This window comes from Luteimonas sp. gir (genome assembly GCF_037198055.1).
GTDB lineage: Bacteria > Pseudomonadota > Gammaproteobacteria > Xanthomonadales > Xanthomonadaceae > Luteimonas > Luteimonas citri_A.
Genome location: NZ_JBBAXQ010000005.1, coordinates 106,311 through 127,293, shown reverse-complemented (window position 1 = coordinate 127,293; position 20,983 = coordinate 106,311). Strand labels below are relative to the sequence as shown.

The 20,983-nt window shown below is 68.1% G+C and carries 19 protein-coding genes, 2 tRNA genes and 1 pseudogene; 9 read left to right on the top strand and 13 right to left on the bottom strand.

The features are described 5' to 3' along the window. Positions 1 to 111: 111 nt before the first annotated feature. Positions 112 to 187, bottom strand: a tRNA-Phe gene (locus tag WAF18_RS09230). Between the two features lie 143 nt (positions 188 to 330). On the opposite strand from WAF18_RS09230, the gene WAF18_RS09225 reads away from it, so the two are divergent. The 4 genes from WAF18_RS09225 (at position 331) to dxs (ending at position 5,522) form a co-directional block, all read left to right on the top strand. Beyond that, positions 331 to 804: an LEA type 2 family protein gene (locus WAF18_RS09225; RefSeq protein ID WP_337244832.1), complete on the top strand. Its 474-nt coding sequence runs from the start codon at positions 331 to 333 to the stop codon at positions 802 to 804. A gap of 66 nt (positions 805 to 870) precedes the next feature. Further along, positions 871 to 2,661: an acyl-CoA dehydrogenase C-terminal domain-containing protein gene (locus WAF18_RS09220; RefSeq protein WP_337244831.1), complete on the top strand. Its 1,791-nt coding sequence runs from the start codon at positions 871 to 873 to the stop codon at positions 2,659 to 2,661. Between the two features lie 132 nt (positions 2,662 to 2,793). After that, the gene (locus WAF18_RS09215; RefSeq protein ID WP_183425928.1) at positions 2,794 to 3,462 is read left to right on the top strand and encodes an HNH endonuclease; all 669 of its coding nucleotides are present in this window, start codon (positions 2,794 to 2,796) and stop codon (positions 3,460 to 3,462) included. Positions 3,463 to 3,608: 146 nt separating this feature from the next. Further along, entirely contained in the window at positions 3,609 to 5,522 is a 1,914-nt protein-coding gene (gene dxs / locus WAF18_RS09210) for a 1-deoxy-D-xylulose-5-phosphate synthase (protein WP_337244830.1), read from the top strand. A gap of 89 nt (positions 5,523 to 5,611) precedes the next feature. Here the strand turns inward: dxs and WAF18_RS09205 are convergent, their stop codons facing one another. Then, positions 5,612 to 6,316 carry a winged helix-turn-helix transcriptional regulator gene (locus tag WAF18_RS09205; protein WP_337244829.1) on the bottom strand — a complete coding sequence of 235 codons (705 nt, stop codon included), beginning with the start codon at positions 6,314 to 6,316 and terminating at the stop codon, positions 5,612 to 5,614. A gap of 82 nt (positions 6,317 to 6,398) precedes the next feature. On the opposite strand from WAF18_RS09205, the pseudogene WAF18_RS09200 reads away from it, so the two are divergent. Then, positions 6,399 to 6,740: pseudogene (locus WAF18_RS09200) on the top strand (DUF1428 domain-containing protein); the annotation flags it as partial. Further along, a complete protein-coding gene (locus tag WAF18_RS09195) occupies positions 6,714 to 7,109 on the top strand; it encodes a DUF1428 domain-containing protein (protein WP_337244887.1) in 396 nt (131 codons plus the stop codon). The pseudogene WAF18_RS09200 and the gene WAF18_RS09195, both read left to right, overlap by 27 nt. Before the next feature lie 54 nt (positions 7,110 to 7,163). Here WAF18_RS09195 and WAF18_RS09190 read toward each other — a convergent pair whose 3' ends face one another. The 10 genes from WAF18_RS09190 to thrS all read right to left on the bottom strand — a co-directional run bounded on the left by WAF18_RS09190 (position 7,164) and on the right by thrS (position 16,701). Then, entirely contained in the window at positions 7,164 to 8,159 is a 996-nt protein-coding gene (locus WAF18_RS09190) for a TraB/GumN family protein (protein WP_337244828.1), read from the bottom strand. Positions 8,160 to 8,757: 598 nt separating this feature from the next. After that, positions 8,758 to 8,834 (bottom strand) — tRNA-Pro (locus tag WAF18_RS09185). A gap of 48 nt (positions 8,835 to 8,882) precedes the next feature. After that, positions 8,883 to 9,239 carry a MerR family transcriptional regulator gene (locus WAF18_RS09180; protein ID WP_183425933.1) on the bottom strand — a complete coding sequence of 119 codons (357 nt, stop codon included), beginning with the start codon at positions 9,237 to 9,239 and terminating at the stop codon, positions 8,883 to 8,885. Next, on the bottom strand, positions 9,232 to 9,549 hold the full coding sequence (locus WAF18_RS09175; RefSeq protein WP_183425934.1) for an integration host factor subunit alpha: 318 nt from the start codon (positions 9,547 to 9,549) through the stop codon (positions 9,232 to 9,234). The genes WAF18_RS09180 and WAF18_RS09175 overlap by 8 nt, the downstream gene beginning before the upstream one ends. Positions 9,550 to 9,570: 21 nt before the next feature. Further along, entirely contained in the window at positions 9,571 to 11,958 is a 2,388-nt protein-coding gene (gene pheT / locus WAF18_RS09170) for a phenylalanine--tRNA ligase subunit beta (protein WP_337244827.1), read from the bottom strand. Between the two features lie 102 nt (positions 11,959 to 12,060). Continuing rightward, positions 12,061 to 13,071: a phenylalanine--tRNA ligase subunit alpha gene (gene pheS, locus WAF18_RS09165; protein ID WP_337244826.1), complete on the bottom strand. Its 1,011-nt coding sequence runs from the start codon at positions 13,069 to 13,071 to the stop codon at positions 12,061 to 12,063. A gap of 166 nt (positions 13,072 to 13,237) precedes the next feature. Beyond that, a complete protein-coding gene (gene rplT, locus WAF18_RS09160) occupies positions 13,238 to 13,597 on the bottom strand; it encodes a 50S ribosomal protein L20 (RefSeq protein WP_047136498.1) in 360 nt (119 codons plus the stop codon). 13 nt (positions 13,598 to 13,610) lie between these two features. Beyond that, positions 13,611 to 13,808: a 50S ribosomal protein L35 gene (rpmI, locus tag WAF18_RS09155; RefSeq protein ID WP_047136497.1), complete on the bottom strand. Its 198-nt coding sequence runs from the start codon at positions 13,806 to 13,808 to the stop codon at positions 13,611 to 13,613. Positions 13,809 to 14,181: 373 nt separating this feature from the next. Further along, complete coding sequence (gene infC / locus WAF18_RS09150; protein WP_183425937.1) at positions 14,182 to 14,727, bottom strand: translation initiation factor IF-3; 546 nt, start codon at positions 14,725 to 14,727, stop codon at positions 14,182 to 14,184. A gap of 66 nt (positions 14,728 to 14,793) precedes the next feature. Further along, entirely contained in the window at positions 14,794 to 16,701 is a 1,908-nt protein-coding gene (gene thrS / locus WAF18_RS09145) for a threonine--tRNA ligase (RefSeq protein ID WP_183425938.1), read from the bottom strand. Between the two features lie 308 nt (positions 16,702 to 17,009). Between thrS and WAF18_RS09140 the strand changes: the two genes are divergently transcribed. After that, positions 17,010 to 18,062, top strand: a complete 1,053-nt coding sequence (locus tag WAF18_RS09140) for a LacI family DNA-binding transcriptional regulator (RefSeq protein WP_337244825.1) — start codon at positions 17,010 to 17,012, stop codon at positions 18,060 to 18,062. Here WAF18_RS09140 and WAF18_RS09135 read toward each other — a convergent pair. Continuing rightward, positions 18,041 to 18,433 (bottom strand): group III truncated hemoglobin, encoded by a 393-nt coding sequence (locus tag WAF18_RS09135; RefSeq protein ID WP_337244824.1) that lies wholly within the window; start codon positions 18,431 to 18,433, stop codon positions 18,041 to 18,043. The genes WAF18_RS09140 and WAF18_RS09135 overlap by 22 nt on opposite strands. A 163-nt stretch (positions 18,434 to 18,596) precedes the next feature. On the opposite strand from WAF18_RS09135, the gene azu reads away from it, so the two are divergent. Then, positions 18,597 to 19,052, top strand: a complete 456-nt coding sequence (gene azu, locus WAF18_RS09130) for an azurin (protein ID WP_183425941.1) — start codon at positions 18,597 to 18,599, stop codon at positions 19,050 to 19,052. Between the two features lie 546 nt (positions 19,053 to 19,598). Further along, positions 19,599 to 20,768, top strand: a complete 1,170-nt coding sequence (gene nirK / locus WAF18_RS09125) for a copper-containing nitrite reductase (RefSeq protein ID WP_337244823.1) — start codon at positions 19,599 to 19,601, stop codon at positions 20,766 to 20,768. Positions 20,769 to 20,983: the final 215 nt, after the last annotated feature.

Genomic DNA, 20,983 nt, shown 5'->3' with positions numbered 1-20,983 from the left:
AGCAGGCGCCCCGGCATCGGTGTGCTTGAAGCACAGCGGCAGTGCAAGTCCTGAGCGGCCACGCCCAGAAACGAGAAAGCCCGCATTTCTGCGGGCTTTTCCGTGACGCAATGGTGGCCGGGGAGGGAATCGAACCCCCGACACGGGGATTTTCAATCCCCTGCTCTACCAACTGAGCTACCCGGCCACTGCGGGACGCGCATGATACGGGGCGCGCCGCAGAACGGCAACCATTTCTTGAGCGCCCCATTGTCGATGGCACCCACCCAGGCATCGGCCGGGCGCGGCGACGCGCTAACATCGTGGGCCCACCCTCGACGGAGCGCTGCGATGAAGCCGTGGAAGCTGCTGACCCTCCTGTTGGCGACCTGCGTGGTCGCGGCCTGCGTCACCAGCCCGCGCCGTGTCTCCGAGCCGGCGGCGAGCATCCAGCAACTGAGCGTCGCGGCCGACGGCAGTTGGTCGGTGGATCTGCGAGTGCAGAACTACAGCAGCGTGCCGATGCGCTTCGAGTCCATCCAGCTCGACCTGACGGTCGGCGGCGACGCGGCCGGTACGCTGGCGTCCTCGACCCCGATCACGATCGGGCCCGAGTCTGCCGATGTGCTCACGCTGGCGTTCGCGCCCAGCGCGCCGGCGCGGCTGCAGACGGCTGATGCGCTGGCCGCCGGGCGCAGCCTGCCCTATCGCATCGACGGGACGCTGCGTGCGGCCCCCGACGATCGCGGCGCCGCCCGCGACTACAGCGTCCGCCGCGACAGCGCGCTCAGCCCCGTGCCGGGCCTGCCCGGCGTGCTGCGCTGATCCCGTCGCGCACCTCCCGCCGAGCACGCGCTGTGTGCCCGCTCCCCTTTTAGAAGAGCCGACCCCATGAGCACCTACCACGCCCCGTTGACCGACATCCGCTTCGCGCTGCACGACGTGCTGCAGGTCGAGTCCCTGTTTGCTTCCCTGGGCTTCGAGGACGCCAACCGTGAGACGGTCGATGCGGTGCTCGACGAGTGCGCCCGGCTGTGCGAGACCGTGCTTGCGCCACTCAATCGCATCGGCGACGAGCAGGGCGTGCGCTATGACAAGGCCACCGGCGCGGTGACCACGCCCGACGGGTTCAAGGACGCCTACGACCAGTTCGCGCAAGGCGGCTGGACCGGCATGAGCGCACCGGCGGAGTTCGGCGGCATGAACATGCCGCACACGGTGGGCATCTGCCTGGAGGAGATGATCGATGCGGCCAACCTGGCGTGGAGCAATTTCCCGTTGCTCTCGCACGGCGCGGTCAATGCCCTCCACCACCACGGCGAGGCGTGGCAGAAAGAAGTCTTCCTCAAGCCGCTGATCGCCGGCACCTGGACCGGCACGATGTGCTTGACCGAGCCGCACTGCGGCACCGACCTCGGCCTGCTCAAGACGCGCGCCGAGCCTGCGGCCGACGGCGCCTATGCGATCACCGGCACCAAGATCTTCATCACCGCCGGCGAGCACGACCTGACCGACAACATCATCCACTTGGTGTTGGCGCGCCTGCCTGATGCGCCGGCCGGCAGCAAGGGGATCTCGCTGTTCGTCGTGCCCAAGGTCAAGGTCGGGCGCGACGGTACGCTCGGCGCGCGCAACGCGGTGCGCTGCGGCGCGGTCGAGCACAAGATGGGCATCCACGGCTCGGCGACGTGCGTGATGAACTTCGACGGCGCCGAGGGCTGGCTGGTCGGCCAGCCGCACAAGGGCCTGCTGGCGATGTTCACCATGATGAACACCGCGCGCCTGGGCGTCGGCGTGCAGGGCCTGGGCCTGGCGACGCGTGCCTACGAGAACGCATTGCGCTACGCACGCGAGCGCCTGCAGTCGCGGGCGCTGTCGGGTCCCAAGTTGCCCAGCAAGCCGGCCGACCCGATCCTGGTGCAGCCGGACGTGCGCCGCATGTTGCTGACCTGCAAGGCGCTGACCGAGGGCGGCCGCCTGCTCGCCTACCACGCCGGCTCGCTGGTTGATGCCGCACATGGCGCCGCCGACGAGACCGCACGCCGCCAGGCCGACGACCTGCTCGGCTTCCTGACCCCGATCGTCAAGGCCTGCCTCACCGAGTGGGGCAACGAGTGCACCTATCACGCGCTGCAGTGTTTCGGTGGCCATGGCTACATCGCCGAGCACGGCATGGAGCAATTGGCGCGCGACGCGCGCATCACCACGCTCTACGAGGGCACCACCGGCATCCAGGCGTTGGACCTGGTGGGCCGCAAGGTGCTGCAGCTGCAGGGCGCGGGACTGCGCGTGTTCCTGGGCATGATCGAGGCGTTCTGCAGCGAGCACGAGGGCGATGCCCAGTTGGCGGAGTTCGTCGGCCCGCTGCGTGAGAAGGCCGCGCAGTGGCAGGCGCTCACCCGCGCCATCGCCGAACGCGCCGCGGCCGATCCCGAGGAAGTCGGCGCCGCCGCGCACGATTACCTGTTCTTCTCCGGCTACGTGGCCTTGGCCTACTGGTGGGCACGCAGCGTGGCCGTCGCCGATGCGTCGTCGCGGCCGGAGACGTTCAAGGCCGGCAAGCGCGAGACCGCGCGGTTCTACTTCGCACGCCTGCTGCCGCGCACGCTGGCGCACGCCGCAGCGATCGAGAGCGGCCCGGCACCGCTGCTGTCGCTGGCCGATGAGGCCTTCGACAGCTGACCCAAGCCGGGCGCGCCACTGCGCTGATACAGCCAGTGGCGCGCCCGGCCCGTTGACCTGCGGCGCCTCCGCGATCCGCTCGACGCGCGTCTTGCACAAACCGTCACAGTTCGGGTATATGCTCGATTCCCGATGGAGACCGACTGCGCGCGTCCTCGCCTCGTCCCCACCGGTTCCGATCCGGCGCCGGTCGCCGAAGCATCGGCATTCGATTCCGCGCCCCGCCCCCACACTGCCGGTGTGCGCCTGCTTGCGCTCGACGCACATGGCCGGGCATTGAACTGGATCAGTTGGCAGGACGCGGCGTGCCTGTACGCACGCGACGCGGTCGCCTGGACCCTCGGCGCGCCCTGCATCACGGTCTTGGGCGGGCTGTGCCGCGCAACCGGCCGCCGGAGCCGGCTGGACCTGCACCCGATCATCGCCGGCCGCAGCCATGCGCGCGCCAGTGCGCTCGATCCGACCCCGGCCTTGACCAACCCCGCGCTGTTCGCCCGCGACCATCACCTGTGCCTGTACTGCGGCCGCCAGGTCGGGCGCCAGTCGCTGACGCGCGACCATGTCGCCCCGCTGTCCCAGGGCGGGCTCGACATCTGGGAGAACGTGGTCTCGGCCTGCGTGGCCTGCAACTCCCGCAAGGGCGGGCGTACGCCGCAACAGGCCGGCATGCCGCTGCTGGCGGTGCCGTTCCGGCCCAGCTGGATCGAGCATCTGATCCTGAGCAACCGCAACATTCTGGCCGACCAGATGAGCTTTTTGAGCGCCCACCTGCCCCGCCGCGGCCCACGCGCCGTCGTCTGACGCCAAGCGACAGGCATCTGCGGCGTGCGGCCTGTGCGCCGCGTCATTCTCGCAACCGGGACGCCATACATCATGCGCGGTCTTCGCCAACCCGCCGCGTGACCGCGGCATGACGCCCGGGCAGGGCCAGGCCTTACAATGCGCGGATGATCGATTCCTCGCGCTACCCGCGCCTTGCGCGCATCGACGCGCCGTCCGACCTGCGCCAGTTCGACGAGAGCGAACTGCCGGCGATCGCCGACGAGCTGCGCACCTACCTGATCGAGTCCGTCGGCCGCAGTGGGGGCCATTTCGGCGCCGGGCTGGGCGTGATCGAACTCACGACCGCGCTGCATTACCTGTACGAAACGCCCGAGGACCGCATCGTCTGGGACGTCGGCCATCAGACGTACCCGCACAAGATCCTCACCGGCCGCCGCGACAGCATCCATACGGTCAAGCAGAAGGACGGCGTGGCGCCGTTCCCCAAGCGCGAGGAATCGGAGTTCGACACCTTCGGCGTCGGCCACTCGAGCACCTCGATTTCGGCCGCGCTGGGTATGGCCATCGCCAACGCGCGCGCCGGCAACGAGCGCCGCGTGGTCGCCGTGATCGGCGATGGCGCGATGACCGCCGGCATGGCCTACGAGGCCCTCAACCACGCCGGCGGCATGGAGCCCGAGCCCGACCTGCTGGTGGTGCTCAACGACAATCGCATGTCGATCAGCGAGGCGGTCGGCGGCCTGACCCAGATGCTCGGCCGCATGACCGGCAGCCGCACGCTCAATGCCCTGCGCGAAAGCGGCAAGAAGCTGCTGGGCGACAAGAACAATCCGACGGCGAAGTTCGTGCGCCGCTGGGAAGAACACTGGAAGGGCATGTTCGTGCCGTCCACGCTGTTCGAGGAGATGGGCTTCCATTACACCGGCCCGATCGACGGCCACGACATGAAGGCGCTGGTCGGTGCGCTCAAGACGCTGCGGGGCCTCAAAGGGCCGCAGCTGCTGCACGTGATCACGACCAAGGGCAAGGGCTACGAGCTCGCCGAGGGCGACCAGATCGGCTACCACGCGGTCTCGCCGTTCGACCCGAGCACGGGCGTGGTCGCCAAGGGCGGCGCGAAGAAGCCGACCTACACCGACGTGTTCGGCGACTGGCTGTGCGACATGGCCGCCGTCGACGACCGTCTGCTGGGCATCACCCCGGCGATGCGCGAGGGCTCGGGCCTGGTGCGGTTCTCCAAGGAATACCCCGAGCGCTATTTCGATACCGCGATTGCCGAGCAGCACGCCGTGACGCTGGCTGCGGGCATGGCCTGCGAGGGCGCCAAACCGGTCGTGGCGATCTACTCGACGTTCCTGCAGCGCGCCTACGACCAGTTGGTGCACGATGTCGCGCTGCAGAATCTCGACGTGCTGTTCGCGATCGATCGCGCCGGTGTCGTCGGGCCCGACGGCGCCACGCATGCCGGCAATCTCGACCTGAGTTTTCTGCGCTGCGTGCCGAACATGGTCGTCATGGCGCCCGCCGACGAAGACGAAGCCCGGCGCATGCTCACCACCGGCTTCCGCCATGAAGGCCCGGCCGCGGTGCGCTACCCACGCGGCACCGGCCCTGGCGTGGCGATCGACCCGGGCCTGGAGACGCTACCGATCGGGCAGGCGCAGATCCGCCGACAGGGCCGCCGCATCGCCCTGCTTGCCTTCGGCGCCATCGTGCCGGCCGCCGAGGCCGTCGCCGCCGAGTTGGATCTGACGGTCGTCAACATGCGCTTCGTGCGCCCGCTCGACCGCGCGCTGGTCCTTGAACTCGCGCGTTCGCACGACGGCTTCGTGACCCTGGAGGACAACGTCGTCGCCGGTGGCGCCGGTTCGGGTGTGTCCGAACTGCTCAATGCCGAGGGCATCGCGATGCCGGTGCTGCACTTGGGCTTGCCCGATGCGTTCCAGCACCACGCCAGTCGCGAAGACCTGCTGGCCGAGGCCGGACTCGATGTCGCCGGCATCCGCGCCGCGGTGCTGACGCGCTGGCCGGATCTGGCGGCAGCGACCGCACCGGTCGTGGGCAGCGCCGCGGGCTGAGCCGCCGCGTCGCGTTCTGATCGCCCGCACCCGGTCGCGACCCGCGCACCGGCGGTATCAGACACGTAGCCTTGACTGAGGCGCCCGCGCTACCGGGCGCCCGCTTCGATCTTGTCGGGCAGCGCGAAGCAGCCGATGAACTGCAAGGCCAGCGCGCGATCGCCGGTCAGGCGCAACGCGCCGGCAGCTTCGGCCTCGGCGAACGACAGGCCGCCGTAGACCAGACCGACGAAGGTCGTGGTCGTCTCGGTGTCGAACACGACGTCCGCCCCGTCCGCATCGCCGCGCTCGATCGTCAGCCCCGCCGAAGACAGCCGGCCGATGAAGGCATTGCCGGGAAAGCGGAAGGCCACCGTCATCGTCAGCGGCACACGATCGGGCCGCAGCATCGTCCGTAGCGACAGCATCATCGAGACCGCCGACAGCGGCCGCGTCGGGTCGTGCAGCGGCGAGCGTACCGCCCAACGGCCGAGCACCTGGAAGATCGGCTCGGCCTCGTAGCCCCAGGCCGTCAGCTCGTAGGCCTGCCCCCGGGCCGGCGGTGGCAACTGGCATTTGCGCAGCACGCCGACGCGTTCCAGCCCTGCCAGCCGCTGCGTCAGCACGTTCGCACTGATCCCGGTGAGGTCGGCCTTGAGGTCGGAAAACCGGCGCGGGCCGAACATCAGTTCGCGGATCACCAGCAGCGCCCAGCGCTCGCCGACGAGTTCAAGCGCAAGCGCAGCGCCGCAGGCGTCGTCGTACCAGCGCCCCACCATCGCCTGCGCCGATTCAGTTTCTTTTTCTAACTTCATTGTTGTTTTTTATAACTTCATGATCCAGGATCGGCAATCACGCCCATCGCGACGCCTCGTTCCATCCGACAGGAGAAAGCGCATGACCTATGTCCAGGGTTTCGTGGTCGCAGTGCCGACCGCCAACAAGGACGCTTACGCACAGCATGCCCGCGATGCGTTCAAGGTGTTCAAGACGTACGGGCACGTCCGTTGTGTGGAGGCCTGGGGCGACGAGGTGCCACGCGGCAAGTGCAACGATTTCCAGGGCGCTGTGCAGGCGACCGACGATGAGACCGTGGTGTTCAGTTGGATGGAGTATCCCGACCGCGCGACCCGCGACCAGGCCCACGAGAAGATGATGGCCGATCCGCGCATGCAACAGATGCAGGACATGCCCTTCGATGGCAAGCGCATGATCCTAGGCGGCTTCGCCTCCCTCGTCGACGCCGGGACCGGCCGCGGCGGCTATGTCGACGGCATCGTGCTGCCAGTCCCAGCGCGCGCACGCGATGCGTACACCGCGATGGCGCGCAAGACCGCCGAGGCGTTTCTGGAGTACGGGGCCGTGCGCGTGATGGAGGCCTGGGGCGACGATGTGCCCGAGGGCAAGCACACCGATTTCCGACGTGCGGTGCTGCTCGAAGACCACGAACACGTGGTGTTCTCGTGGATCGAATGGCCCAACCGGGAGCTGCGCAATGCGGCGTGGCCGAAGCTGATGGAGGACCCGCGGATGCGCCCGGACGGCGAAATGCCGTTCGATGGCAAGCGCATGATCTATGGCGGCTTCGCCCTGCTTGTGGAGGCCTGAGCCCACGCGCTTCGCGTGCACGGTCCGCCGCGCCGTGGGCGCCGGCGGATGACGCTACGGCGCTTGGACCTCGTAGCCCTTGGCTGCCAGCTTGGCGAGATAGCCATGCTCGCCGAGCACAAGCGACATCGGCAGCACCGCGAACGTCGTCTGGTTCTGTGCGAGCGCGGTCTCGGCCGTCTCGAGCCACTTCGCCTCGACGCGTCGGTCGACGTCTTCCACCCCAAGCCGCTTGGCCAGCGCGCCCTGGGTGAAGGTCCGCATGCACACGGTGTAGGTGTTCTCGCCCTGCAGCGCGCGCAGCGCATCGATATCGCCGACGGCCCAGGCGTTGGCGCGCTCGCCCATGTGCTGCAGATCGCGCTCGATCCGCGCGAGCATGCGCTCGAAGCAGGGCAGGTCGTCGAGCGGCGCGCCGCCGAACTCGCGCAGCGCCGCCTTCGTGTCCTCCACCCGGATCTCGAGGTCGGTCCGGACAATAGGCACCCGATGCGACTTCGCCAGGCGCGTGACCACCGGCTCGATGATGCCGTCCTGGCGCATGCGCATCCGTGAGATCGCCGAGGCATAGAGCTCGCCGGCCGCGAACACCGGCCGCCAGCGCTCGACGCGATCGCTGCGCCCGATCCATCGCGCCTTCAGCGGCGCCCAGCGCGCATAGAGCGCGGGCGGCACGACATCCTGCAACTGCTTGCCGTCCGGATTGCGCCGCGCCCGCAGCAGCGCCGGCACCATCAACAGCGTTCGGAACCGCCCGACATCGGCACGCAACTCGATCTGCGGCGCGGTGATCACGGTCTGCGCACGCGCGATGACCGCCTCGACCTCGTCGGTGTTCCAGTCGATATCGCGCGGCAACGGCGACACCTCTCCGAGCACATACAGCGTGTGATCGCCGCGGCGCACCTGCCACAGACCCGGGCCGGGCTGGACGCCCGAGACCACGACCGGCCCCATGTCGACGATGCCCGCCTCACCGGACGGCGGCGGCGGCGCGCCGGCAGCGGGCGCCTGCGCCCACGCCGGGGCCGCCCCTGCGATCAGCGCCATGCCCATTACGATTCCGACGATTCGCTCGCGCATCGATGGCATCCCAGATCCGAAGCCGCGATTGGATGCCGGCACGGGTCGCCCGGCAAGCCTCTGGCAATCCGGCCACCAGGCCGCAGTCAGGTGGATGCTCAAAAGCAAGTGTGGGGATAGAAATTTCACTTCGAATAGGCAGCGGCCTGCCGGCCGGTAGCCGCTCCTCCCTCGGTCAGGACCGCTTCACGGCCCAGCCACGCGAAGCACGCGTGGCGTTCGCATGGATGCGCGGCATGCCGCGCAACGCCATCCATCCTCACCCTGTCCTGACTCGGGCGCGCGCCATCCATGGCGCGCTCGACGCGGCCACCGGCCGTCAGTCCGCTGTCGCGGACTTTGGCAATCCGGCTTCGGGTGGACATAGAGCCGCCTACTGGAAAAAGTGGCTGTCGGCCTCATTGCGGGGCGCTTCGCCGGGCAGGGCAGCGGAACGCGCTGTTCGAGCCGGGAAGCAGTCTCCGGCCGGCGCGACGCGCGCTCCGAGGACGGGTCTCTAATCGAACGGGCAGAATCCTGGGACTTGAGAACAAAAAAAGACCCGCGCAAGGCGGGCCTCAATATTTGGTCGGGGTAGCCGGATTCGAACCGACGACCACTTGTCCCCCAGACAAGTGCGCTACCAGGCTGCGCTATACCCCGGAAAGCTGGGCAGTATACCCGTTGGCGAGCGTTTCGCCCATGCCTGCGTCAACGCTTGAGCAGTTGCAGCACGTCCTCGAGTTCCATGCGCACCTGGCGCACGATCTGGCTGCTGAGCGCCGACTCCTGCTTGGCGCCCGCGCCTTCCAGGCGCAGACGCGCGCCGCCGATCGTGTAGCCCTGCTCGTAGAGCAGACCGCGGATCTGACGCACCATCAGCACGTCGTGGCGCTGGTAGTAGCGGCGATTGCCGCGGCGCTTGACCGGGCTCAGGCTGGGGAACTCGGTCTCCCAGTAGCGCAGCACATGCGGCTTCACGTCGCACAGCTCGCTGACCTCGCCGATCGTGAAGTAGCGCTTGGCCGGAATCGGCGGCAGTTCGCGGTTGCTGCCCGGATCAAGCATGACCCGCTCCCGCGCCGACGGTGCCGGTGTAGGCCTCGACCCGCTCCTTGAGCTTCTGCCCGGGGCGGAAGGTGACCACCGTGCGCGCGGAGATCGGGATCTCCTCGCCGGTCTTGGGGTTGCGGCCGGGACGCTCGTTCTTGCGCCGCAGGTCGAAGTTGCCGAAGCCCGACAGCTTGACCTGGCGGCCGTGCTGCAGCGCTTCGCGCAGGACGTCGAAGAACGCATCGACGAACTCCTTGGCCTCGCGCTTGTTCAGCCCGACTTCCTCGTAGAGCTTCTCGGCCATGTCCGCCTTCGTCAACGCCACGCCCGCATCCCCTTGTCCACCTCAGCCTCGGATCTTCGCGCCGTGGTCGCGCGCCAGCGCTTCGACCACGTTCGCGACCACTGTTTCGACATCGCGATCGGTCAGAGTGCGTGAAGTTTCCTGCAGAATCAAGCCCATGGCGAGACTCCTGAAACCCGATTCGACGCCCTGCCCGGCATAACGGTCGAACAGGCGGATCCCGGTCAGCAGCGGGCCGGCGGCCGCGCGGACGGTGGCCTCCAGCGCGGCCCAGTCGACGGCGTCGGGGGCGACGATCGCCAGGTCGCGGCGCACCGAGGGGAAACGCGAGAGCGGCGCCACACGCGGCAGCGCACGGGCCTGCAGTGCTGCAGCATCGAGTTCGAACGCCACGACCGATGCGTCGATGTCCAACGCACGCAGCAGGCGCGGATGCAGTTCGCCGATCCAACCGACCTGCACGCCATCGCGCAGCACATCCGCCGAGCGGCCCGGGTGGCCGTGCGCCGCGGTCGAGCGCCTGAACGTCAGCTGCGCACCCGCGACCGCGGCCAGCGCCTCGAGGTCGCCCTTGAGGTCGAAATAATCGACCGGCCGCGCCGGTTGGCCCCACTGCTCGGCCTGCGCATCGCCGGCGACGGCCGCCGCGACCCGTAATGTCTCGACTGGCGCACCCGCCGTTCCCGACGCCGGATCCACGCTTGCGAACACCTTGCCGAGTTCGAACAGCCGCACGCGCGTCTGTTGGCGGGCGAGGTTCCGCGCCAGTGTCGCGACCAGCCCCGGCAGCAGCGCGGTCCGCATGACGCCCAATTCCGCGCTGAGCGGGTTGGCCAGCGGCACAGCGCCGTCGTCGGCCTGCCAGGTCGCGAGCAGGGCGGCGTCGACGAAGGCGAAATTGACCGTCTCCAGGCAATCGCGGGCCACCAGTTGGCGACGCAGCTCGGCCTCGGCGACCTGGGTCTCGCTGGGGGCGGCAATCCGCGTCGCGCCCCCGGGCAGCGTCGTTGGCACCCGGTCGTAGCCGTGGATGCGCACGACTTCTTCGATCAGGTCTTCCTCGATCGCCAGGTCGAAGCGCCGCGTCGGCGCGGTGACCCGCCAACCGTCGGCATCGGCGGCGACCTCGAGCCCGAGCGCACGCAGGATGCGCTCGACTTCGGCGTCGTCGACGGTCAGCCCCAGCACGCGCGCCAGCCGCGTGCGGCGCAGCGCGATCGTACGCGGCTGCGCGAGATGCGCATCGAGCTCGGCGGCCGTCACCGGGCCAGCCCGGCCGCCGGCGACGTCCAGAATCAGCCGCGTCGCGTACTCGAGCGCGGTGCGCGGCAGTTCGGGGTCCACACCGCGCTCGAAGCGGTGCGCGGCATCGGTGTGCAGGCCCAGGCGTCGGCTGCGGCCGATGATCGCGTCGGGAGCGAAGTGCGCCGATTCCAGGAACACGTTGCGCGTGGCATCGGTCACGCGGGTGTCGAAGCCGCCCATCAGGCCCGCGAGTGCGACGACGCGGTCGTTGTCGGTGATCGCCAGGAACTGCGGGTCGAGCGTCGCGTCACGGCCATCGAGCAGCTTGAGCGTTTCGCCCTGGCGCGCACGGCGCACACCCACCGGGCCGGTCAGCAGGTCGCGGTCGAAGGCATGCATCGGCTGGCCGAGTTCGAGCATCACGTACTGGGTGACATCGACGAGGAAGCTGACCGGGCGGATGCCGCTGCGGCGCAGGCGCTCGGCCATCCACACCGGGGTCGGACGCGTCGCATCGACGCCCTCGATCACCCGGCCCAGGTACCGCGGTGCGTCGCTGCCGGCATCGAGCGTCACCGGCAACGCGGCGTCCGATGCGACGTCCACGGGCGGCGCCTGCAGCGGCGCGACCTGACTGCCGAAGGCGGCAGCGACGTCGAACGCGATGCCGCGCACGCTGAAGCAGTCGGCGCGGTTGGGGGTGAGCTTGAGCTCGATCGTGGCGTCCGGCAGGCCGAGGTAATCGGCCAGCGGACGGCCGACCGGCGCGTCGTCGGGCAGTTCGAGCAGTCCTGAGGCATCGGCGTCGAGCCCCAGCTCCTTGGCCGAGCACAGCATGCCGTTGGACGCGACGCCGCGCAGCTTGGTGGCCTGGATCGTCAACTCGCCCACGCGCGTGCCGATCGTCGCCAGCGGTGCGACCAGGCCCGGGCGCGCATTCGGCGCACCGCAGACGATCTGCAGTGGCGCCGCGCCGCCGACATCGACCTGACACACCTGCAGCCGGTCGGCTTCGGGGTGCTTCTCGGCCGAGACGATGCGCGCCACGACCACGCCCTCAAGCGCGTCGCCCAGCGGCACGATGTCCTCGACCTCCAGGCCGATCGCAGTCAGCGTCGCCGCCAGGTCCTCGCGCGATGCCTCGGTGCGCACGTGCTGGCGAAGCCAGCTTTCGGAAAATTTCATGCTGAAATTCCGTGAGTCGTAATGGGGGATGCGTGGTTCAAAAAGCGGCAGGTCGCGATGGCGCGCGTGATCGGTCTGCCCGGATCACGCATGGCCCATCCCTCAGGCGAACTGCCTGAGAAACCGCACGTCGTTTTCGAAGAACGCGCGCAGGTCATCGACGCCGTAGCGCAGCATGGCGAAGCGCTCCACGCCCATGCCGAATGCGAAGCCGGTATAGCGCTCGGGGTCGATGCCGACCGCCTTGAGCACGTTGGGATGCACCATGCCGCAGCCCAGCACCTCCAGCCAGCGGGTGCTGCCGTCGGCCTGCTGCCAGGCGATGTCGACCTCGGCGCCGGGTTCGACGAACGGGAAGTAGCTGGGACGGAAACGCATCTCGAAATCGCGCTCGAAGAATGCGCGCACGAACTCGCTGAGCGTGCCCTTGAGATCAGCGAACGTCGCGTGCTCGTCGACCAGCAGGCCTTCGACCTGGTGGAACATCGGCGAGTGGGTCTGGTCGCTGTCGGAGCGGTAGACCTTGCCGGCGGCGATCATCCGCAACGGCGGGCGGTGCTCGCCCATGTAGCGCACCTGCACGCCGGAGGTGTGCGTGCGCAGCAGGCGCGCGACCCCGGCCGCGTCGGGCGCGAAATAGAACGTGTCGTGCATCGCGCGTGCCGGATGGTGCGGCGGGAAGTTCAGCGCCTCGAAGTTGTGCCAGTCGTCCTCGATCTCCGGGCCGTCGGCCAGTTCGTAGCCCAGCCGGCCGAAGATGTCGGCGATGCGCTCGAGGGTACGGCTGATCGGATGCACGCCGCCGCGACCCGCATCGCGCCCTGGCAGGGTCACGTCGATCGTCTGCGAGGCCAGGCGCGCGTCGAGCGCGGCGTCCTCGAGCGCGGTCTTGCGCTGGGCCAATGCCGCGCCGATCGCGTCGCGCGCGCGGTTGATGGCCTCGCCGGCCGCCTTGCGCTGGTCGCCAGGCAGTGCGCCGAGCGCCTTGAGCTGGGCGGTGATGCTGCCGCTCTTGCCCAGCAGCGCCACGCGCAGCGCTTCGAGCGCCTCGGGCGTGTCCGCCGCGTCGATGTCGGCCAGCGCCCGGCTCGACAGGGATTCGATTTCGCTCATCTACAGGCCCGTCACTGATGAAAGGTCCGCGTCGCAGACGCGCCCGAAACCGGGGCGTCGCACGTTCGGATGCCGCAAAAAACGATGGGGAAGGACTTGCGCCCTTCCCCACGTGACCGCCGGACGGATCCGGCGGCAGTACCGCTTTACGGTGGAGACGACGGCCTTAGGCCGCCAGCGCGCCCTTCGCCTTCTCGGCGAGCGCGGTAAAGCCGGTCGCATCGTGCACCGCGATATCGGCCAGGACCTTGCGGTCCAGCGTGATGCCAGCCTTGAGCAGGCCATTCATGAAGCGGCTGTAGCTGATGCCGTTCAGACGGGCCGCCGCGTTGATACGCGTGATCCACAGCGAACGGTAGTCGCGCTTCTTCTGCTTGCGACCGATGTAGGCGTACTGGCCGGCCTTGATGACGGCCTGCTTGGCGACGCGGAAGACCTTGCGACGGGCGTTGTAATAGCCCTTCGCGCGGCCGAGGACCTTCTTGTGACGGCGGCGCGCTTGGACGCCACGCTTGACTCGTGCCATGGTTCAGTCCTCCTCAGAGATACGGCAGCATGCGGTCGAGACGACCGCTGTCGCACGCCGGAATGTGGTTCGTCTGGCGGAGATTGCGCTTCCGCTTCGTCGCCTTCTTGGTGAGGATGTGGCTGCGATTGGCGTGGCCGGCCTTGTACTTGCCGGAAGCCGTCTTCCGGAAACGCTTGGAAGCGCCCCGGTGCGTCTTGATCTTGGGCATTGCGAGAGTCCTTGTGGGATACGAGTACTGACCGGGCGGTGGCGCTCGCCACACTTTCCATCCATGCCCATGCCGGTGTTCAGGCCTCGATCCCCACGGGATTCCGGCCGGTCCTGATACCGCTCAAATCACCCGGACAGGCCGGGAGCCGCGCATTATGCCGCGCGCCGCTTTGGCTTGCAAATCATCGGCTTGGCCTTCCGGAAAGCGGCGCGTCCGCGTCCGCCGGGCCTCGCCGGGCAATCGCCCTGGGGCGCGGCCAAATGGCGGCGTTGCCGAAAACGCAAAGAGGCGCCTTGCGGCGCCTCTCTTCACCCTGCCCCGGTCCGGAACAGGCGAGCTGGAGTCCTGCGGCGCCCTAGGACGCGACCGGTCAGCGCTTCTTCGGCGCGATCATCATCACCATCTGCCGGCCTTCCAGGCGCGGCCGCGACTCGATGACGATGTCCTCGCCGAGGTCGGCCTCGATCCGCGCCGCCATCTCGCGGCCCAGTTCCTGGTGGCTCATTTCGCGGCCACGGAAGCGGATGTTGACCTTGATCTTGTCGCCGTCTTCCAGGAAAGCCCGCATCTTGCGCAGCTTGATCTGGTAGTCGCCCTCGTCGGTGACCGGCCGGAACTTCAGTTCCTTGATCTCGACCTGCTTGGTCTTCTTCTTGGCCTCGTTGGCCTTCTTCTGGGCTTCGAACTTGAACTTGCCGAAATCCATGATCTTGCAGACCGGCGGGTCCGCATTGGGCTGGATCTCGACGAGGTCGAGTCCCTCCTCTTCGGCGGCGCGCAATGCATCGTCGCGCGAGAGCACGCCAATCATTTCTCCGTCCGAACCGATCACGCGCACACGGGGTACGCGGATATCCTGGTTGCGCCGATTCTGCTTGTCAGGGGTGCTAATACTGCAATCTCCGAAATGGAACATACCGCCGGCTCGTCAGCCAACGGGGCGACCGGCGCGGCCGATGATGGCGCCGCGCCGGTGAAGAACTCATGCTGACACCGGCTCCGCGCGGAGGCGCGAAACGAAATCGCCGACCGGCATCGTGCCCAGATCTTCCCCGGACCGCGTCCGAACCGCGACTGCACCGTTTTCCTTCTCGCGGTCCCCGACCACGAGCAGATACGGCACCCGCTGCAGCGTGTGCTCGCGGATCTTATAGCCGATTTTCTCGTTCCGCAAATCGGCCTCGACCCGGACGCCTTGATTCGCAAGGGATTTCCGCACCGCCTCGACGAAGTCGGCCTGGGCGTCGGTGATGTTCATCACCACCGCCTGCACCGGGGCCAGCCAGGCGGGGAACTGCCCGGCATGGTGCTCGATCAGGATGCCGATGAAACGCTCCATGGAGCCGACGATCGCCCGGTGCAGCATGACCGGGGTGCGGCGCTGGCTCTGCTCGTCGACGTACTCCGCGCCCAGGCGCCCGGGCATCATGAAGTCGACCTGCATCGTGCCCAGCTGCCAGGTCCGGCCGATGGCGTCCTTGAGGTGGTACTCGATCTTCGGGCCGTAGAACGCGCCCTCGCCCGGCAGCTCCTCCCAGGCCACGCCGCAGGCCGACAACGCATTGCGCAGCGCGGCCTCGGCCTTGTCCCAGGTCGCGTCGTCGCCCAGCCGCGACTCGGGCCGCAGCGCGATCTTGATCTGGATGTCCTGGAAGCCGAAATGCGCATAGACCGCGAGCGCCTGCTGGTGGAACGCGGTCACCTCCGACTCGATCTGCGCCTCGGTGCAGAACACGTGGCCGTCGTCCTGGGTGAAGCCGCGCACGCGCAGGATGCCGTGCAGCGCGCCCGAGGGCTCGTTGCGATGGCAGGAGCCGAATTCGCCATAGCGGATCGGCAGGTCGCGATAGCTGTGCAGGCCCTGATTGAAGACCTGCACGTGGCCGGGGCAGTTCATCGGCTTCACCGCATAGGTCCGCTTCTCGGACTCGGTGAAGAACATGTTGTCCTTGTAGTTGTCCCAGTGGCCGGACTTCTGCCACAGCGAGACATCGAGGATCTGCGGGCAGCGCACCTCGCCGTAGCCGCTGTCGCGGTAGACCTGGCGCATGTACTGCTCGACCACCTGCCACAGCGCCCAGCCCTTGGGGTGCCAGAACACCAGACCCGGCGCTTCTTCCTGAAGGTGGAACAGGTCCTGGGCCTTGCCGATGCGCCGGTGGTCGCGCTTCTCGGCTTCCTCGATGCGCTGGATATAGGCCTTGAGCTGCTTGGCGTCGGCCCAGGCGGTGCCGTAGATGCGCTGGAGCTGCTCGTTCTTCGAGTCGCCGCGCCAGTATGCGCCGGAAATGCGCGTGAGCTTGAACGCCTTGAGGAAGCGCGTATTGGGCACGTGCGGTCCGCGACACATATCGACGTATTCCTGATGGAAGTACAGCCCCATCTCGGTGATGTCCGGGCCCATGTCGTCGATCAGCCGCAGCTTGTAATCCTCGCCGCGCGCCCGGAATGTCTCGATGACCTCCGCACGCGGGGTCATCTTCTTGATCACGTCGTACTCGGTGTCGATCAGCTCGCCCATGCGCTTCTCGATCGCCGCCAGGTCCTCGGGCGTGAACGGCCGCTCGCTGTAGACGTCGTAATAGAAGCCTTCATCGATCACCGGGCCGATGACCATCTTGACCTCGGGGTAGAGCTGCTTGACCGCGTGCCCGACCAGGTGCGCGCAGGAGTGGCGGATGATCTCCACACCCTCCGGGTCCTTGGGGGTGAGGATCTGCAGCGAGGCGTCGTGGTCGATCAGATCGGAGGCGTCGACCTGGCGGCCGTCGACCTTGCCGGCGACGGTGGCCTTGGCCAGGCCCGGGCCGATCGACTGGGCGACCTGCATGACCGTGACGGGGTGGTCGAACTCGCGGCGGCTGCCGTCGGGAAGCGTGATGGTGATCATGGGCGTGATGGCTATGAGGGGAGGTGGAGATTCGCGAACGCGGGCCGATCGCAAGCAGTCGATGGTCGTTCCCGGGTCGCGGCGTGTCGCACAAAAAAAGCGCCACGAGGGCGCCTTGGAGGACCCGCGGGGACGATCAGCGCTGGAAGGGGGTAGTGCTCATGTCGCACGCTCGGCCGGCGCAAACGCGGGCCACCTGTTCGGCTGGAGGGACGCCAGGGGCCGATTCTAGCCCAGAACGCCGGGCCGGCGTTGCGCGCCGCGGCCGTGGCATCATGCGGTCGCCCCCAGCGCCGCGACGGCGTGCGATGACCATCAAAGGCAAGCCCACTTCCCTCGATATCGCGCATCTGGCCGGCGTGTCCCAGCCGACCGTCTCGCGCGCATTACGCGGCCACCCGTCGGTGAGCCGGGACACGCGCGAGCGCATCCTCGCGATCGCCCGCGAGCTCAACTACAAGGTCGACAAGAACGCCTCCAACCTGCGCTGCCAGCAGTCCGGCACGCTGGCGCTGCTGTTCTTCGAAGAACCGGCGGACGACGCGATCAATCCGTTCTTCCTGTCGATGCTTGGCGCGATCACCCGGGCCTGCGCGCTGCGCGGCTACGACCTGCTGATCTCGTTCCAGCAGCTCTCCAGCGACTGGCACGCCGACTACGAGGACTCCCACAAGGCCGACGGTCTGCTGCTGCTCGGCTACGGCGACTACCTCCAGGCCCGCGACCAGCTGCAGCAACTGGTCGAACAGGGCACCCGCTTCGTGCGCTGGGGCGCGGCGCTGCCGGGCCAGCCGGGGGTGTCGATCGGCAGCGACAACTTCCAGGGCGGCCGGGCGATGGCCGAGCACCTGCTCGCGCAGGGGCGCCGGCGCATCGCCTTCCTCGGCGACGCCTCCGCGCGCTACCCCGAGTTCCAGGAGCGCCACCGCGGCCTGGCGGCGGCGCTGGCCGAGGCCGGCCTGGCCACCGGGCCCGCCCTGCAGGTCGATGCGGTCACCAGCGAGCAGTCCGGCTTCGAGGCCGCCCGCGCCCTGCTCGCCCGCGGCACGCCATTCGACGCGATCTTCGCCGGCAGCGATCTGATCGCGATCGGCGCGATGAAGGCGCTGCACGAGCACGGCCTGCGGGTGCCCGACGATGTCGCGGTGGCCGGATTCGACGACATCCCGCTGGCCGCATTCGTGACCCCGGGGCTGTCGACCGTGCAGCAGGACACGCGTCAGGCCGGCGCACTGCTGGTCGATACGCTGATCGCGCAGATCGAAGGGGCGCCGGTCGAAAGCCGGACGATTCCCGGCCGGCTGGTACTGCGCGGCTCGACCGGCGCGCTGTCGCCGGCTCAGCCGCGCGCGTCGCGGTAGCGGGCCAGGAACGTCGCAGCGACCCGCTCGGCCATCTCGTCGGCCAGTTGCTGCATCGGCACATTGCCCAACTCGGCGGTGGTCTGGCGGAACAGCGCCAGCCAGCGCGCGAACATGGCCTCATCGAGCCCGTCCAGGCGCATGTGTCGCTGCACAGGCGCGCCGCGGAACCGTCGCGTCCCGCGCAACATCGCCGACCAGAAGTCGACCAGCAGCGCCAGATGGGCTGGCCAGTCCTCGACGTGCGCCTCGAACACCGGCCCCAGCTGTGCGTCCGCGCGGGCCCGCGCATAGAAAGCGTGGACCAGCCGGACCACCTCCTCTTCGCTGCACAAATCGGGACCGGGAGTGGGTGTCGAGCGGTCGGGCATGGTCGGTGCGCCGGGCCGTAAGCGCCCGGAATGAACGGCAGGGAAGCACATCATCCCGGCGGATCACCTGAAAGGCCAGGAATGATCCAGATCAAGGCGCGGCGGCCGGCAACGGGGGAAGATGGCCCCACGCAAGAAGACCAGACCCCAACGGAGACGCTCCATGAACACCCGTACGATGCTGCTCGGCCTCGCCCTCCTCGGTGCCGCCGGCATGGCCCACGCCACCCCGAACTGCAAGGTCAGCCTCAAGGGCAACGACCAGATGCAGTTCGACCAGAGAACCGCCACGGTGTCGGCGAGCTGCCGCACGGTCACGATCGAACTCGCCCACGTCGGCAACCTGCCGGTCACCGCCATGGGCCACAACGTGGTCCTCACCGCGACCCCGGACGCCGATGCGGTCGCCCGCGACGGCATCAAGGCCGGCGCAGCCGCCGACTACATCCAGGCCGGCGACAAGCGCGTGCTGGCGCACACCAAGTTGGTGGGTGGCGGCCAGACGACCACGATCACCCTCCCCGGCTCGGCGCTCAAGGCCGGTGGCGACTACACCTACTTCTGCTCGTTCCCGGGCCACTCGGCGATCATGCGCGGCAAGCTGGTCGTCCAGCCCTGACCGTTCGCCGGGCCGCCGGCCCGATCCGCGACACCAGGCGCCACCTTCGGGTGGCGCTTTTTTTTGGTGCTTCGCCCAATGCGGGAATGGTGTGCCTCTTCCGACACCAGCGCCCTGCCAGCCGGAAGTCGCCTACCTCGACAGGCCGCCTCGCGACGCGGGCGCCCCCGCCACAAACCGGGGTCAGAGTGCACTTTCGCCTTGCGAAATCGCACTCTGACCCCGGTTCTTTTAGCCCGGTTGTCTGGCAGTCCGCTGCTGCGGACAGTGGCAGCTCTCTCCCGGCGGAAGTCGCGCCTTTTCGGCCAGACCGCACGGTCACTGAGCTGCCGGAACGGCCAAGGCATCCTGCTCAATCGCATATCGAGAATCGATTGATTTGAATCAATCTCGGTTTTGATCGAAATCAATTTATTCAATTGAAACAATAATCAACCGATTATTTGTTCACATATTCTTGATCCCGATCAAGGCGGCAGATAATCCTCGGACGCATATTGTTTCCACGCCAATAACAAGCGAACGGAAACAAGAGGAGACACCCAGATGAACGTCCTGAAGACCAGCCTGCTCGCCGCTGCGATCGCACTCGCAGCCTCCCCTCTGCTGTCCAGCCCCGCTCAGGCGGTCGATGCCAAGGACCTCGTCAACGCGACGCTGAGCGACGCCTCGGATCTGGCCAATCTGCCGCGCCAGCACGTCGAACTCAAGCGCCCGCCGTTCGTCCATGACCATGACCAGGTCGCCAAGGGCGGTCCCAAGGTCATCCAGTTCACGCTGCCGATTGTCGAAAAGGAAATCGTCATCGACGGCCAGGGCACCACGATGCACGCGATGACCTTCGGCGGTTCAGTGCCGGGTCCGTTGATGGTCGTGCACGAGGGCGATTATGTCGAACTCACGCTGGTCAATCCTGCAACGAATTCGATGGTGCACAACATCGATTTCCATGCGGCCACCGGCGCGCTGGGCGGCGGCGACCTCACGGTCATCCAGCCCGGCGAGGAAGTGGTGCTGCGCTGGAAGGCCACGCGTCCGGGCACGTTCGTCTACCACTGCGCCCCCGGCGGTCCGATGACACCCTGGCACGTGGTCTCGGGCATGCAGGGCACGGTGATGGTGCTGCCCCGCGACGGCCTGAAGGACGGCGACGGCAAGCCGCTGCACTACGACCGTGCCTACTATGTCGGCGAGACGGACTTCTACGTCCCGCGCGATGCCGACGGCAACTTCAAGACCTATGGCTCGCATGCCGAGGCGCTGCCCGACACGCTGGCCACCATGAAGAGCCTCACGCCCTCGCATGTCGTGTTCAACGGCGCCGTCGGCGCCCTGACGGGCGAGCACGCGATGACCAGCAAGGTCGGCGAAACGGTCCTGCTGGTGCACTCCCAGGCCAACCGCGACAGCCGTCCGCATCTGATCGGCGGCCATGGTGACTACGTCTGGGAAGAAGGCAAGTTCAACAACGCGCCGGCCAAGGACCTGGAGACCTGGTTCATCCGTGGCGGCTCGGCGGGCGCTGCGCTCTACACCTTCCGTCAGCCCGGCCTGTATGTGTACCTCAACCACAACCTGATCGAGGCCGTCCTGCTCGGTGCCGCCGCACACATCAAGGTCGACGGCGATACGTGGAACCACGACCTGATGACCACGCCGGCCCCGGCCGGTCCGATCAAGGCCAGCACCAGCCTCGCGCTGCCTGCCGACAAGTAAGTCACGCGCTCTCTCCAGCGCCCTGGGCCACCTCTGCATTGCAGGGGTGGCCTTTCTTGTTCTCGGCGTAACGCACCGTCACATTCCACAACGCCGGAAGATGGCGCCAGAGGTCTTGTCGGGTCACCGTCACCCGTCAGATTCGGCGCCTGCAGGACGTCCACCCACGCTGTGGCCGGTCCAGTCGATTGACCAGGCATCGCGATCGGCTTCGC